14 protein-coding genes are annotated in these 14,893 nt (G+C 64.1%); 7 read left to right on the top strand and 7 right to left on the bottom strand.

Annotated elements, in window-relative coordinates:
- Positions 1–56 precede the first annotated feature (56 nt).
- Complete coding sequence (locus APH36_RS13325; RefSeq protein ID WP_060499006.1) at positions 57–701, top strand: DUF2589 domain-containing protein; 645 nt, start codon at positions 57–59, stop codon at positions 699–701.
- 74 nt (positions 702–775) lie between these two features.
- Positions 776–1,330, top strand: coding sequence for a DUF2589 domain-containing protein (locus APH36_RS13320; protein WP_060499005.1), 555 nt, complete (start codon positions 776–778; stop codon positions 1,328–1,330).
- A gap of 18 nt (positions 1,331–1,348) precedes the next feature.
- Here the strand turns inward: APH36_RS13320 and APH36_RS13315 are convergent, their stop codons facing one another.
- Genes APH36_RS13315 through APH36_RS13305 form a run of 3 tightly spaced genes read right to left on the bottom strand, consistent with a single transcriptional unit; the run spans position 1,349 to position 7,465 of the window.
- The gene (locus APH36_RS13315) at positions 1,349–5,023 is read right to left on the bottom strand and encodes a translocation/assembly module TamB domain-containing protein (RefSeq protein WP_060499004.1); all 3,675 of its coding nucleotides are present in this window, start codon (positions 5,021–5,023) and stop codon (positions 1,349–1,351) included.
- Positions 5,020–6,762, bottom strand: a complete 1,743-nt coding sequence (locus APH36_RS13310) for an autotransporter assembly complex family protein (RefSeq protein ID WP_060499003.1) — start codon at positions 6,760–6,762, stop codon at positions 5,020–5,022. Before APH36_RS13310 ends, APH36_RS13315 begins: the two co-directional genes overlap by 4 nt.
- Positions 6,763–6,814: 52 nt before the next feature.
- Positions 6,815–7,465, bottom strand: a complete 651-nt coding sequence (locus tag APH36_RS13305; RefSeq protein WP_019097051.1) for an N-acetyltransferase — start codon at positions 7,463–7,465, stop codon at positions 6,815–6,817.
- Positions 7,466–7,627: 162 nt separating this feature from the next.
- Between APH36_RS13305 and xthA the strand changes: the two genes are divergently transcribed.
- Positions 7,628–8,440, top strand: coding sequence for an exodeoxyribonuclease III (gene xthA, locus APH36_RS13300; RefSeq protein WP_060499002.1), 813 nt, complete (start codon positions 7,628–7,630; stop codon positions 8,438–8,440).
- Positions 8,441–8,501: 61 nt separating this feature from the next.
- Here the strand turns inward: xthA and APH36_RS13295 are convergent, their stop codons facing one another.
- Both APH36_RS13295 and APH36_RS13290 read right to left on the bottom strand, forming a co-directional pair.
- Entirely contained in the window at positions 8,502–9,254 is a 753-nt protein-coding gene (locus tag APH36_RS13295) for an anti-sigma factor (protein ID WP_060499001.1), read from the bottom strand.
- Positions 9,251–9,772, bottom strand: a complete 522-nt coding sequence (locus APH36_RS13290; protein WP_060499000.1) for a sigma-70 family RNA polymerase sigma factor — start codon at positions 9,770–9,772, stop codon at positions 9,251–9,253. Before APH36_RS13290 ends, APH36_RS13295 begins: the two co-directional genes overlap by 4 nt.
- Positions 9,773–9,895: 123 nt before the next feature.
- On the opposite strand from APH36_RS13290, the gene APH36_RS13285 reads away from it, so the two are divergent.
- The 4 genes from APH36_RS13285 to APH36_RS13270 all read left to right on the top strand — a co-directional run bounded on the left by APH36_RS13285 (position 9,896) and on the right by APH36_RS13270 (position 13,393).
- Positions 9,896–10,948: a catalase family peroxidase gene (locus tag APH36_RS13285; protein ID WP_060498999.1), complete on the top strand. Its 1,053-nt coding sequence runs from the start codon at positions 9,896–9,898 to the stop codon at positions 10,946–10,948.
- Positions 10,945–11,478 carry a cytochrome b gene (locus tag APH36_RS13280; protein WP_060498998.1) on the top strand — a complete coding sequence of 178 codons (534 nt, stop codon included), beginning with the start codon at positions 10,945–10,947 and terminating at the stop codon, positions 11,476–11,478. The genes APH36_RS13285 and APH36_RS13280 overlap by 4 nt, the downstream gene beginning before the upstream one ends.
- A gap of 82 nt (positions 11,479–11,560) precedes the next feature.
- Entirely contained in the window at positions 11,561–12,766 is a 1,206-nt protein-coding gene (locus APH36_RS13275; protein ID WP_060498997.1) for an MFS transporter, read from the top strand.
- An 81-nt stretch (positions 12,767–12,847) separates the two neighbouring features.
- A complete protein-coding gene (locus tag APH36_RS13270; RefSeq protein WP_003248033.1) occupies positions 12,848–13,393 on the top strand; it encodes a cupin domain-containing protein in 546 nt (181 codons plus the stop codon).
- A 50-nt stretch (positions 13,394–13,443) separates the two neighbouring features.
- Here the strand turns inward: APH36_RS13270 and APH36_RS13265 are convergent, their stop codons facing one another.
- Positions 13,444–14,043 carry a 2-hydroxychromene-2-carboxylate isomerase gene (locus tag APH36_RS13265; RefSeq protein WP_060498996.1) on the bottom strand — a complete coding sequence of 200 codons (600 nt, stop codon included), beginning with the start codon at positions 14,041–14,043 and terminating at the stop codon, positions 13,444–13,446.
- Positions 14,044–14,073: 30 nt separating this feature from the next.
- Positions 14,074–14,805 carry an SDR family oxidoreductase gene (locus tag APH36_RS13260; RefSeq protein ID WP_060498995.1) on the bottom strand — a complete coding sequence of 244 codons (732 nt, stop codon included), beginning with the start codon at positions 14,803–14,805 and terminating at the stop codon, positions 14,074–14,076.
- Positions 14,806–14,893: the final 88 nt, after the last annotated feature.

Genomic DNA, 14,893 nt, shown 5'->3' with positions numbered 1-14,893 from the left:
CTGCACCATTGCCGCCACTGGCGGCTTCCTTACCCCACGAGAAAGAGCATCCCGATATGTCGATAGACAACAGCCTTATTGGCTCGGTCATCAACGCCCTGCCGATGGACCGCATGATCGCCGGCCCCCTGCAGGCCATGGTCCAGGCGCAGGTAACCGCCAGCAAATCGTACGCCGACTTCCTGATGCAGGTGTGCGTCCAGGATGGCAAGGCAGTCGCCATCCAGTTCGACTACGACGAAACCATCGTCGACGAACAGGGCGAATACAAAGGCGTGGTCAGCAAGACCATGAAAGTGCCGCTGCTGGCTGCCATTACGCACCCGAATATCTCGATCGAAGAGGGCAATGTAGAGTTCGAACTGGTGATCAACCAGATGTCGGAGGATACATCCAGCAAGGACATGAACGCAGAAGCGACCGGCTCACTGGGCTGGGGGCCGTTCAAGCTGAACGTGAAAGGCAGCGTCAGCCACAAGTCCACGCAAACCCGCAAGACGGATACACGCGCCCGCTATGCCTTCAACACCACCCTGAAGCGCCAGGAGCCGCCCGAAGCAATGATGAGGGTGATCGAGTTCCTGACGGACGCCGCGACCAAGCCAACCGTTGTCAGAACCGCTGAACTGCAAAGCCCGGACGAGATTTCTCAGGCCGATACCCTGAAAGGGCCAAAACCGGAAGGCCCACCGGCGCCGTGAGACGTTTGAGTGCCCCCATCAACCCCTCCTGCCCGCAACGGGAGGGGCATCACCTGGCTTGAGGAGTCGAATCGTTGCAAAAGCCCCCCGCCCCCATGACCTCCATCGACCTGCGCGAAATCACCCGTGGCCTGCAAGAAGCCGCCAGCGCCACCAACAGTTTGATTGCACAGCAGTACATCAACCTGTTCGACCAGTTTTTCGAGTGCGACACCGAGGCGTTGGGCGCTCCCATGAAGGCCAAGATGGTCGAAGTGGCGATGGACGGCCAGCACATCATGCGCGTTCCCCTGTTCGCTTTGGTGTCGCCCAAAGGCCTGGCCCTGGAGCGTATGCAGGTCGACTTGTCGGTGCGGGTCAAAGGCACTGAAGCGCAGCAGGCCCTGCTGACGGCGGGCGAGAACAAGGCCGCCAGCTTCAAGGTCACCATCGGCGGCCAGGGCCGTCAGGGTGACAGCCGTGACCCTGACGAAGTGCAGATACGCATGCAGTTCCAGGCCAGCGAACCACCCGAGGCCCTGAACCGACTGATCGAGGAATACACCAGCCTGATTGTCCCGGTACGTGTTCCCGATGCCCCGCCCTCGCCCGACACCAATGAATTCATCGAGGCAGCCACCGTCCGCTGACGACCGCCCCGTCCCCCTTCAGAAGTCGCGTTTGTAGAAGATGTCCAAAGAACTGGCCAACCCGCTGGCGGCTTCCAGGTACACTTTTTTGCTCAGTTTGTAGCGCAACGCAATGGTGTTGGCAGGCTCGAACACGCCTACGCCGTAACGCAGGCTCAACTTCTCGGTCAGGTTGCCGCTGGCGACCACGCTGGTTGTGTTGCCAGAACCCTCGGTATCCAGCTGGAAATCGTCAATCCCAAGGCTTGAAGCCAGGCTGCCGGTAATGCCGGCGCTACCGGCCAAGCCCAGGCCCAAGGCCGCTTCGGCGAGCATGTTGTTGTCTTCACCGGACGTGCCCAACGGGCGCCCCAACACCAGGTACGACAACGCTTGCTCTTGGCTCATGGCCGGTTCCGAGAACACTTTGGTGGTCGGCTGCTCGGCACTGCCGCTCAGGCGGATACCGGCGATTACATCGTCAACCTTGCGGATGGCTTCGATATCCAGATACGGCTGGTCAATCGGGCCGGCGAACAGCAACCGCGCCCGGCGGATGGTCAAGCGCTGGCCGTAGGCACGGTAGCGTCCGTCTGCCAGGCTCAGTTCACCACGGGTGTCGAGGTTATCGCCGATGTGTACATGGCCAAGCAGGTTGGCGGTGAGGCCAAAGCCGCTGAACGACAGCTTGTCGCGGCCCACTTCGACGTCAATGTCCATGGCCATCGCCATGGGCGGTTTGCCCTCTTCTGTCTGGTGGCCCACGATGACCGTGTCATCCGACACTTTGACGGTGGACGGGGGCAACTCGCGAACAGTGATCTTGCCCTTGGGCACCTGTACCTTGCCGGTAACCGCCAGCTTGTCGTCGATCAGGCGCAGGGTCAGGTCCGGGGCAACTTCCAGCGTGGCATAAGGCTCGACCGTGACCGGCAGTTGCTGGCCTTGCAAGCGCACGTCCATGCCCAGTGCCTGGCCCCAGGTGAGGTTCCCGCTCAACTGGCCACGCCCTGCCTCGCCACTGCGCCAGTTGCCGTTAAGCTGCACGTGCTCGCCGGCAATCAGCGCTTGCAATGACAGGTCCTGAAGGCTGGCCGGCAGTTCGGCGCCGCTGACTTCGCCGCCACTGAGCATCAGGTTGCCGTTGACCTGCGGCGCCAGCAACGTACCGGAAAGCCGGCCACTGCCATTGAGCTGCCCGGCCAGCCGCTCGACCATCGGCACGAACGGACGGGCTACCGACAGGTCCAGCCCGGCCAGGCGGAAATCACCCGACAACGGTTTGTTTTTGCCCAACGGGTCGAGCCGGGCCGTGACGCTCAACTCACCCAGGCGCTCGCCGCGAAACGCCAGGCGCGTATCGATGCGCCGCGGGGCCAGTGTGCTGTCCAGGCGCAGGGCCTGGTAAGGGAAGTCGATCCAGCGGTCCTTGTCTTTCACACGCAGGGTGCCGCCACTGGCATCGACCACGACCGTACCCTTGGGGCCACTGGCCGGGATGTCCAGGTTAATATCAGCATTGAGCAGGCCTTGCCAGGCGAAGTCCTTCGGCAGCCATTGGGCCAAGCTGTCCAGCGGGAACTGCTTGAGGTGGTAGCGCAGACGCGGCTCGGGGGCCAGGCGCTGGTCATCACCACACAGGCTGGCCTGGCCGGAGCGCCAGCAATGGGCACCGAAATCCAACTGCCCACTGGCCAGGCGCTGAAGCCGTGCCGGCGCCTGCAACTGCCAATCCTGGCCACCGGCCTGAATACGCCCACTGGCCAGGCGCCCTCGCCAGTCACCCTTGCTCAACTGGCCATCCAGCCCAAGGTCGAGCTTCAGTTGCGGGCCGTCCAGCGCCAGGGTCAAGGCTTGCTGGCGAATGTCACCTTTGCCGTTGGCCTGCAGTGTGCCCAAGGCGGTGTCGCCAAGCTGGATGCCTGTGGCCTTGAGTTCGATTACACCGCGCTGGGCGTTGTCCAGCCGGGCCTCCAGGCCCAGCTGCTGCAGGCGGTTTTCGGCCTGGGCCAACCGCTGGCCCTGCAAGGTCAGCGTACCTTGCGGGGCCTGCAAGGTGCCGGCGAGGTCCAGCCGGCCCTTGACCTGGCCTTGCAGCCTCGGCCACAACTGGCCCAGGCGCGGCAAATCGAGGTCGATACGCCCGGCCAGGCGCTGCTGCAGGCTGCCACTGCCGTTGATGCGGTTGTCACCCAGCTGGATAGCCAGTGCGCCGAGCGTCCAGCTCTGCCCTGCCCCCTGCGCCTCAGCCTTGAGCACTGCCGGCTGGCCACGCAGACGGCCTTTCAGGTCAAGTTGCGCGTCAAGGGCGAGCGCCTCGCCTTTCAGCTCGCCTTTGCTGCGCAGCGGCCCTGCCAGCGTGCCCGGCAGTTCCGCCAGCCAATAGGCAGGGTCGAGCGCCGAAAGCTGCAAGTCGACATCCCAGGCCAGCGTGTCGGCAAAGCGCACAGCGACACTGCCGGCGGCCTTGCCCTGGCCGGCGGTCAGCGCCAACTGCGGCAGCTTCACCTGGCTTAGGTCGCCTTCGAACGGGCTGGCCAAACTGAATGCACCCGCTGGGCCGTCAAGGTCGCCCTTGAAGGTACCCTGATAGTTGCCATCGCGATAATGCACCTGGGTATTGAAGGCCTTGAGGGTAACCTGGGGCGGCGTCTCCAATGGATACAGGCGCAACCACGGGAAGTCCTGCCAGTCCAGTTGCGCATCGGCGCTCAGGCCTTGCTGCCAGTCGGCCGTGGCTTGCAGCTTGAGCCGTTGGGTGTCGCTGGCGGTCAGGTCAAGCGCATCGAGCCTGGCGCCTTTACTGTCGACCAGGCCGGACAAGGCCAAGGCGATCGGCGACTGTTCAGCCGGCAGGCTGGCCGTACCCGACAGCTGATAACCCTTGAGCAAGTCGCCTTTGGCATCGAGCTTGAGCTGGTTCAACTGCAAAGTGTCAGGCAACGCGCCCGCCGGTTTGAATGCCTCGGAACGGATCTGCAAGGTTGCGGGCAGGTGCTCGGCCAACGCCTGCAACTGCCCGTTCAACGTGGCGTCGAGGTAACCGCTGCTGGTGCCTGCCAGCTTAAGGGTCTTCTGCAAATCACCCGTGGCGGTCAGCGCCAGCTGCCAGGATTTGCCCTCTACTGCCGGTAACTGCAGCTGTGCCTGCAGTTGCAGCGGCCAGTCACCCTCGGGCTGCAGGTCACCCTGCAGGGTCAGTTTCAGGTCATCGCGCTGCAGGCGCAGGCTGTCGATGCGCATGCCGGTGCTGGTCCAGTGTGCCGCCAGTTGCAAGTCGCCCAGCAGCTCACTGCCGTCCAGCCGCAGTTGGCCGACCTTGACCTCACCCAGTTCGATGGCCAACGGCAAGCGCAACGCGGGCAGCTGCAGCGGGCCGCTGTCGGCCGGTTCGGCACTGGGTGCGAAGGCCATGTCGATGCGCTGCGCCTGCAACTGGTCAATGCACAGGGCGGAACGCATCAGGCACGCTGGCGACCAGGCCAGCAGCGGTGCCTGCACCTCTACTGTGCTGCCACCATCGGCCCAGCGCAGCCTGCTGGCCTGCCAACTGCCCGCCAGGCGCCCCTGAAAATCAGTTACTTCAAGCCCGGGCACCTTGCCCAGCGCCCAGCGGCTGCCTGCCTCGGTGCCCACCAGCAGGCCCAGTGCCAGACCCAGGCTCACGACGACCCCGAACAGACCCAGCAGAATGTATTTGGTCACACGTTTCAAAGCTCAGGCCCCATGGAAAAGTGCAGGCGAATGCCCCCTTCGTCATCCAGCGCCTTGGCCAGGTCCAGGCGCAGCGGCCCGACCGGCGACACCCAGCGCACACCAAAGCCCACCCCGGTCTTGAGGCTGGGCAGCTCCAGGTTGTTGAACGAGTTGCCTTGGTCGACGAACGTTGCAAGCCGCCACTTCTCGGTCAGCGAATACTGGTACTCGACACTGCCGGCCACCAGGTAGCGCCCGCCGATACGGTCACCGTCGCTGTTCTTGGGCGACAGGGTCTGGTAGTCGTAGCCACGCACGCTCTGGTCACCACCGGCGAAGAAGCGCAGCGACGGCGGGATGTTGTTCTTGAAGCCATTGGTTGCACTGCCGCCGAACTGTACGCGGCCGAGCAAGCGGTGGTTGTGGCCGAGCGTGGTCAGGCCCTTGAGCAGCACGTTGCCATGCAACAGGTTGGTGTCGGAAACCAGCCCTTCCTTGGCCCCCTGTACATCGAACTGCAGGCGGTAGCCGTTATGCGGGTCGATACGGTTGTCACTGCGCAGGAAGGAATAGCTGACGCCCGGCATGAGCAAGTTGCTCAACCCAGAGTCGTCACCCAGGCGATATTCCTCGCGCTGGTACTTGAGCGATATCACCCGCTGCCAGCCACTGGGCAGCTTGCTGTGCCACTCGGGGCCGACCGTCAACAGTTTGCTGAGGGTGTCGGTACCGGCAAGTTCCTCGTTCTGGTAGCCACCGGCGAAGCGCAGCTTGTCGGTCAGCGGCGGGTCGAGGGGAATGTCGTACCACAGGCCAACGTTCTGCCGCGGCGCCGACAGCTCGGTTTCCCAGCCGTAGCTGTGGCCCTGTGGGTTAACCCAGTGGCGAGTCCAGTTGGCCTTGCCGCGTGGCCCGACGTCGGTCGAGAAGCCCAAGCCCAGGCCCATGGTGCGAGGTTTGCGGGTTTCCAGGCGCACATCCACAGGGACTTCTTCGCCCACCGCGGCGGTGGGTGCTGCATCCACGCGCACACCTTCAAAATAGCCGCTCGACTGCAAGTCATTGTTCAGTTCGGCGATCAGTTCAGAATCGTAGGGAGTGCCCGGTTTGAACGACACCATGCGGTGCAGCAGGTCGTCGTCCAGTGGCGTGTCGCCACCGAAGGTGACGGCACCCAGGCGATAACGCGGGCCACTTTGGTAGACCAGTTCGATATCGGCCACGCCGGCTTGCGGGTCGACCGCCAGGCGCTGGCGGGTAAAGCGGCCGCTGAAGAAGCCGTAGCGTGATGCCTGGTTCTGGATCAGGCGTTTGGCATCCTCGTAATGGCCATGGTTAAGTTGTTCCCCAGCACGCAATGCCTTGCTGTCGGGAACGCGGAAGGCCTTCATTTCGCTGGCCGGGCCGTCGATGCGCACGGTCACGTTACGCAAGCGAATCGGCTCGCCGGGGTTAATGCGGATGATCAGTTGCGGGGAGTGGTCAGCGTCACTGGCGGGCTTGACCTCGGTATCGATTTGCGCCTGATAGTAGCCAAGTGCCTGCGCGGCTTTGCGCGCCTGCTCCTCTGCCCCGCGACTGAAGCGCAAAAGCGCTTCTTCATCGCGGTCACCCAAAGTGCCTATATAGCCTTCGACATTGGCCTTGAGCGCCTTGTTGGCCGGTTTTACCTTCACCAGCAACTCGCTCTGGCCCCATGCTGCGAAACTGGCGGCCCAGAAAACCAGGCCCCAGGTCAATCTTCCTGAATACGTCATGCGGTGAATGCTACCAGAGCCAGGCGCTCAAGGGAGGCGCCTGGCAGCCTGTTCAGGCAAAAGCGGAATTTGAAGAGACCGGATTCGGATGGAAGAACACCCTTTCCCGGATGGGGCCTACAGCCACTTCGCCAATTTCCTCATAACCCTGACGCTGGTAAAAGGCCAGGTAATGCTCGTTTCCGGTGTCCAGCACCACACCCTGGGTACCAGGGTCGTCCGCGCACCAGTCGTGCACCGCTTGTAACAATTGCTCACCGTAGTGCTTACCCTGAAACTGCGGGTGTACGCCCAGCAACGGCAGTACATGCACTTGGTCGGTGGGCAGGCAGGTAGCCAGTGCGGCCTGGTAGTCCATGTAGCGCCGCGTGCAGCGCGGGCCCGTACCCAGGATCATGCGCAGGCGCCAGGCCCAGCTGTCGGCCACGCCCAGTCGGCGCAGCGGCGGCACGATCAGTGCTAGGGCGATCAGGCGGTCCTCCACCAGCAGGCCGATGGCAGGCAACTGCAGGTAGAAATGCTGGCGCACCCATTCGCGCACCATCACCCGCAGGCGCCGCTCATACCCTGGGCGCTGGGCCTCGAAAATATAGGCAAAGGTGGGTTCATGGCGGTAGGCGTTATACAGCAGCGAACGCGCCTCGCGGCTGTAACCATCATCAAGCAGGCAGACACGGGCCGGGGCGGCGTTGGTATCGGGCATTGCGGGCAGACCTCCTGGAATGGGCGTACGGTGCCTTGGAGGTGCCCCAGCGCGCTTCGTTCACCCCCAACAGCACGTTAGCAGCAGGTTCGCCTGGCCGCCACGCTGGTGATGACGAGCGATGTCGGCTAGCATCGCGCCTTTTACCGGGATTATCTTTCCATGAAGATCGTCTGTTTCAACATCAACGGCCTGCGGGCCCGCCCGCACCAGCTGGCGGCGCTGATAGAAAAGCACCAGCCGGACGTGATCGGCCTGCAGGAAACCAAGGTCAGCGACGATCAGTTCCCGCTGGCCGACGTGCAGGCATTGGGTTACCACGTGCACTACCACGGCCAGAAAGGCCACTACGGCGTGGCCCTGCTGTCGCGCCAGGCACCGCTTAGCGTGCACAAAGGCTTTGCAACCGATGAAGAAGACGCCCAGCGCCGCTTTATCTGGGGCACCTTCGCCGATGCCGATGGCAACCCGATCACCATCATGAATGGCTATTTCCCCCAAGGCGAAAGCCGCGACCACCCCACCAAGTTCCCGGCCAAGCAGCGCTTCTACAGCGACCTGCAGGCACTGCTGGAGAACAAGTTCCGTAACGACCAGCCGCTGCTGGTGATGGGCGACATGAACATTTCGCCGCAGGACTGCGATATCGGTATCGGCCCGGACAACGCCAAGCGCTGGCTGAAGACCGGCAAGTGCAGCTTCCTGCCGGAAGAGCGTGAGTGGATGGAGCGGTTGAAAGGCTGGGGGCTGGTCGACAGCTTCCGTCACCTTTACCCGGATGTTTCCGACCGCTTCAGCTGGTTCGACTACCGCAGCCGTGGTTTCGAGGACGATCCCAAGCGTGGGCTGCGCATCGACCTGATCATGGCCTCGCAGCAACTGGTGCCACGGATCAAAGCGGCGGGTGTGGACTATGAACTGCGCGGGATGGAAAAGCCGTCGGACCATGCACCGATCTGGCTGGAGTTGAACTGACCTAAAAGGCTGCACTGGGGCCGCTGTGCGGCCCCGGCAATTTTGACGGCGAAGCTGATCTTCACAAACCCAGCCGCAACGCCTCCCCCACCCTCGCCCCGCGCACATCGTCCGCCGCGCTGACCAGGGCAAAGTTGTAAGCCCCATGCGACCAATACCTTGCCTCCAGCTGACCATCGACCCGCTGCCCGTCCGGCATGCGCCGATAAAGCTCGCCCGGTGAGCGCAGGAACAGGCTGATGCGCTGGCCTTTGCCATCTTCAAACACCAGCAGGGCCGCCGGCCCCTGCTCGTTGCTGAGCAAGCGAGCGCCTACTGGTTTGAAACCATAGCCCGCCAAATCCGGCAATTGCCCCACGCGATTGAAATGTCGACCCAGCCAGTCGCGCAACTGCCCCGGGTCGCTGGCCTGGATATCCAGCGCCTGACTGTCGGCAAACAAGCGGTGCGCCTGGACGGCATCGGCCATGGGCAGGTCGACCCGCGCCAGCGTGGCATCGCGCACTTGCCAGCCGCCCAGCCCTCCCACTCCCAACGCCAGCATAACCACCGCCGCCGTCGCCCAGCGCCGCTGACGACGCTGACGCAATTGCCGCCGTAACTGCCCAAGGTCCAGCTGCGCGGCCCCGGGCATTTCGCCAAACCCGGCCAACGCGGTACGCAGCCGGCGGCCATCGGCACGCCAGCCCTCTACCCGCTCCGCAGCCTGTGGGTTGGCCACCAGCCAGGCCTGCACCTCGGCCCGGCGCACAGGCCCAAGGCGCTCATCGACGTAAGCGTGCAATTCGTCTTCGCTGGGGATCAGGCGCGTCATTTCAGTCTCCGCAAGGCCGGGGGCTGCGGGTTGCCCTCGGTCAGTTCGCGCAAGGCATTGCGCGCGCGCGACAGGCGCGACATCACAGTGCCGATGGGAATGCCCAAGGCCTGGGCAGCCTCCTTGTAACTCAAACCTTCGATGCTGACCAGCAGCAACAGGGCGCGCTGCTCTGCCGACAGCCGGGCGAACGCCTGCAGGTCGGCCTGGGCCAGGACGATGGCTTCGAGGTTGTCGCCAACCGGCTCGTCGTCGCGCTCGGCGCGGCCAAACCAGGACAACCAGCGCGCATGCAGGCGCTCGCGGCGTTTACCGTCGAGAAACTGCCGATAAAGAATGGTGAACAGCCAGGCGCGCAGCGCATCAGCATCGCGTTGCTGGTCACGCCGGCTCAGGGCCCGCTCGACCGTGGCCTGCACCAGGTCGTCGGCGCTGCCCGGCTCGCGGGTCAGCCACACGGCAAAGCGGCGCAGGCGGGTCAGCAGCTCGCGCCACTGGCGGTCGTCCAGATCGTGCATGGCAAAGTCCCGGCCTTTGGAGTTGTCAGTGTAAAAGGCAGACGCCTGGCGGCAAATTCTATTCCCGCCGAGGGAATAAGTTTTTCCCTGAGCCGTCGTACCGGCACATTCCCCAACCGGACGATGACCATGAACTCACCCTTGCACGGCCCGGCCAAAGCGTTGCGCTTGGCTGCCATCGGCGCCGTGATGCTGGCCGCAGGCGCCGGCTTTGCCTATGCCGCCGGCTGGCTCGGCGAAAGCCGGCTGACGCCGCAGCGCATCATCGACACCTTCGAAGCCCAGGCCGGGCATTACCCGGGCTATCGCAAGAACCACGCCAAAGGCCTGTGCGTCAGCGGCTACTTCCAGGCCAGCGGGCAGGCCGCCAAGCTGTCCACGGCGCGAGCATTCAGCCAGTCGCGGGTACCGGTGATCGGCCGTTTCGCCATCGGCGGTGCCAACCCGTTTGCCCCGGACACCGGCATTCCGGTACGCAGCCTGGCGATCCAGCTGAGCACCGACGACGGCCAGGTCTGGCGCACCGGCATGAACAACCCGCCAGTGCTGGCGGTCAGCACCCCACAAGAGTTCTACGAGCAAGTACTGGCGGGCGCACCAGACCCAACCACCCACAAGCCAGACCCCGCCAGGCTGCAGGCGTTCTTCGCTGCCCACCCGCAAAGCGCGGCATTTCGCCAATGGGCGGCCAGCTACAAGCCCAGCGACAGCTTCGCCAGCACGCAATACCACAGCATCAATGCCTTCCGCCTGATCGACGCAGCCGGGGTGGCCCACCCGGTGCGCTGGCAGCTAGAGCCACAAGCCGCGTTTGCCGCGTTGCCCGCCCAAGTAGATGACAAGCAGTTCCTGCAACACGACCTGCAGCAACGCTTGGCCCAAGGCCCGCTGCGCTGGACGCTGCGCCTGGTGCTGGCCGACCCGGGCGATGCAGTGGACGATCCTGCCCGCCCCTGGCCCACCGAGCGGCGCAGCGTAGACGCCGGCACCCTGGTGCTGGAGCAGGTCGACGCTCCGGAACAAGGGGCCTGCCGCGACCTCAACTTTGACCCGCTGATTCTGCCGCACGGCATCGAGGCGTCAGGCGACCCGATTCTCGCCGCCCGCTCCGCCGCCTATTCGGAATCGTTCAATCGCCGCAGCCGTGAATCGCTCAGCATCGGAGCCCAGCCATGAGACCCGAAGCCTTCCACCCGTTCGCCCGTTTGCTGCACTGGTTGATGGCCGTGCTGATCCTGGCCATGTTGTTCATCGGCGTAAGCATGGTCGCCGACCTGTCGCCGCGCCACCCCGTGCTGGTCAGCCTGCACAAGGCCACCGGCCTGGCCCTGTTGGTACTGGTCGTGCTGCGCATCGCTGTACGCCTGGCCGTGCCTCACCCGCCGCTGCCGCCGGCGCTGCCGACACTGCAGCGCTGGGCCGCCGGGGCCTCGCACCTGTTGCTCTATGCCCTGATGCTGGCCATGCCGTTGCTGGGCTGGGCCATGCTGTCGGCCGGCGGATACCCTCGCCCGCTGGGCTTGCCCGCCATCGCTCCGCACAACCTGCAGTTGTATGCCGTGCTGCGTCAGGCCCATGGCTGGGCCGGCTACCTGCTGTTCGCCACGGTGCTGGTGCATGTGGCGGCGGCTTTGATGCACGCATGGGTGCGCCGCGACGGCGTGTTGCGTAGCATGTGGCCTGGCCCCCTGCGTCGCAACGACTGACCGGCAGCAGCCCAGGGGCTCGATAAACGATAATTATCCTTAATATGGCCGGCTTTCACTTGCCGCACTACCTGGACTGCCCATGAACGTCGCAAAGGACTCTGCAACCCTTCTACCTGCCAGCACGCTGGACTTACGCCCACTGCTGCTGGCCAACATGGCCTGTACCATGTCGATGATGGCCTTCGTCGCCCTGATCGGCCCGATCGCCCGCCAACTCGGCATGGCCACCTGGCAGGCCGGCGCCGCCGTAACGGTGGCCGGCGTGGTCTGGGTGCTGCTGGCCCGGCCCTGGGGCCGGGCTTCAGACCGCCTGGGCCGCCGGCGCATTCTGTTGCTGGGCACTGCCGGGTTCACCCTGGCGTACTGGCTGTTGTGCCTGTTCGTCGAAGGCGCACTGCGCTTCATGCCGGGGGCGACCCTGGCCTTCTTCGGCCTGATGGTCGCGCGCGGCTGTATCGGCGCTTTCTATGCCGCCATCCCGGTGGGCTGCAACGCACTGATTGCCGACCATGTCGAGCCACAGCGACGCGCGCGCGCCATGGCCTCGCTAGGGGCGGCCAACGCTGTCGGCCTGGTGGTGGGGCCAGCGCTGGCTGCGCTACTGGCGCGGCATAGTCTGAGCCTGCCATTCCATATCATGTCGCTGCTGCCGGCCAGCGCCTTCCTTGTGCTGCTGTTCACCCTCAAGCCGCAGGCACTGCCCCACAGCCACGCCCCCAGCCCGGTGCGGCTGGGCGACCCACGCCTGCGTCGGCCCTTGCTGGTGGCGTTCAGCGCCATGCTCAGTGTCACCGTGTCGCAGATCGTCGTCGGTTTCTTCGCCCTCGACCGCCTGCACCTGGGCCCGGCAGAAGCGGCCCAGGCCGCCGGCATCGCGCTGACTACCGTGGGCGTGGCACTGATGCTGTCGCAGATACTGCTGCGCAAGCTGGAATGGCCACCGCTGAAGATGATCCGGGTAGGCGCCACGCTTTCGGCCATCGGCTTTGCCTGCGGCTCGCTCGCGGCTACCGCACCTTGGCTATGGGCGTGCTACTTCGTCGCGGCAGCCGGCATGGGCTTTGTCTTCCCGTCGTTCTCAGCGCTGGCGGCCAATGCCATGCAGGCGTCTGAACAAGGCGCTACAGCCGGCTCCATTGGCGCGGCACAAGGCATGGGCGCCGTGTTCGGGCCACTGGCAGGTACCTTGGTGTATGCCCTCGATCCGCGCTTGCCATTCCTGGCCGTGGCCGTGCTGTTGTTGCTGGTCGGGTTGTGGCCAATACCGCGTGAACAGCGGCTTTGACAAGCACAGCGCGCAAGCGCGCAGAGTGTGTTTTAATGCGCATCGCTCATTATTATTGACACCTCTGATTACAAGGCGGCTATGGACACGGGGACGCGACTCAAACTGGTGCGTGAACGCAACAACCTCTCCCAACGGGAACTGGCCCGTCGCAGCGGGCTGACCAATTCGACGATCTCGCAGATCGAGCAGAATCGCGTCAGCCCTTCGGTCAGCTCCCTGAAAAAACTGCTTGAAGGCATTCCCATGAGCCTGGCGGAGTTTTTCAGTTTCGACGAGCCGGTGCGTGAAGAGCGCTACGTGTTCCGGGGTGGCGAACAGCCCGACCTGGGCCGTAACGGTCTGCGCATGTTGCTGGTCGGTGCCAGTGTCGAAGGCCGACAGATGCGCATGCTGCGTGAACTGTATGCCCCCGGCGCCGACTCGGGCGAGCCGATCGTGCATGCCGAGGGCGAAGAATGTGGCCTGGTCACTCGCGGCACCGTGGAGCTGTGGGTCGATGGCCAGGTCAGCGTCCTCAACTCGGGCGATGGCTACTACATTCCCACTACCCTGCCGCACAGTTTCAAGAACATTGGCCCGGACGAGGCCGAGATCATCAGCGCCAACACTCCGGCGAACTTCTGACTGTTCGATGTGTGGGGGCTTGCCCGCCCCCACAGTGATAGCGGCAGCTTTCACGTTGTGTGCAACAGCGCTTCCTCGACAAAGTCCAGGCGGTCCTGCCCAAAGAACATCGCCTCACCCACAAAACAGGTCGGCGCACCAAACACCCCACGCGCCACAGCCGCCTCGGTCGCCTGCTTGAGCGCCGCCTTCACGTCACCGTCAGCCGTCAGTGCGTGAAAAGCCTGTGGATCGAAGCCTGCCGCTGTCAGTGCTTCATCCAGAACGGCGCTGTCGCCCAGGTTACGCCGCTGCGCCCACAGCCCATTGAACAGCGCCGACAGCAATGGCTCGAACCGCTCCGGTGAATGCAGCTGGGTGCCCATAACGCCGCGCATCAAGCTCAGCGTATTGACCGGGAACCCCGGCGGCATGCCGAACGGCACGCCATAACGTGCGGCAAAGCGCGCCAGGTCGGTGAACATATAGCGGCCCTTGGCCGGGATCATGGCCGGCGAAGCATTGCCAGTCGCTTGAAACACCCCTCCCAGCAGCATTGGCCGGTAGCGCAGTGTGGCCCCCTGGCGAGCGCACAGGCCCGGCAGTTGCGTCCAGGCCAGGTAGCTGGCCGGGCTGCCCAGGTCAAAATAGAAATCGACAGTGTTGTGCATGGGTTTCGGTCCTTGCTGGGTGAGAGGGGCTTACCAACGTTCCATCCAGGGGCGCAGGTCCAGTTCGAATGTCCAGGCGTCTCGCGGCTGGGCGTGCAAGAACCAGTAGCTGTCGGCGATGTGCGCGGGGTCGAGAATGCCATCCTGGTCCTTGAGGGCGTAACGCTCGGGGAAGCTGTCACGGATGAAGGCCGTGTCGATGGCCCCGTCTACCACCACATGCGCGACATGAATATTCCGTGGCCCCAGCTCGCGCGCCATGCTCTGGGCCAGGGCACGCAAGCCATGCTTGGCCCCGGCAAAAGCGGCGAACCCGGCTGCACCACGCGTGCCAGCGGTGGCGCCAGTGAACAGAAGGGTGCCACGCTCACGTTGGACCATGCGCCGGGCAACTGCTTGAGCCGTGAGAAAACCGGCAAAGCAGGCCATTTCCCAGATCTTGAAGTACTTGCGCGGGCTTTCTTCAAGGATGCTGCAGGGAACATTGGCACCGATATTGAAGACAAACGCCTCGATAGGGCCAATATCACGTTCGATAGTCTCCACCAGCGCGGCCACTTCATCCTCCTTGCGCGCATCAGAACCAAACCCATGGGCCTGGCCACCGGCAGCGCGTATTTCCTCCAGCAGCGGTTGCAGTTTTTCGGCCTGGCGCCGGGTCACGCAAGCGACATAACCCTCGCGGGCAAAGCGCTTGGCAATCTCACCCCCAGTGGCGTCGCCCGCACCAATCACCAGCACTACTTTTTGTTGTTCTGCCATGCCTGCTTCCATTGGTGAATGATCGTTTAGTAAACGAACGCTATGTTAAGATCGCGGTCATCGTCAAGCCCGCCGGCAGAGGCATGTG

The organism is Pseudomonas sp. NBRC 111133 (assembly GCF_001320605.1).
Lineage (GTDB): Bacteria > Pseudomonadota > Gammaproteobacteria > Pseudomonadales > Pseudomonadaceae > Aquipseudomonas > Aquipseudomonas monteilii.
The sequence above is the reverse complement of the archived record's forward strand: the minus strand, read 5'-3'. Positions and strand labels throughout refer to the sequence as shown.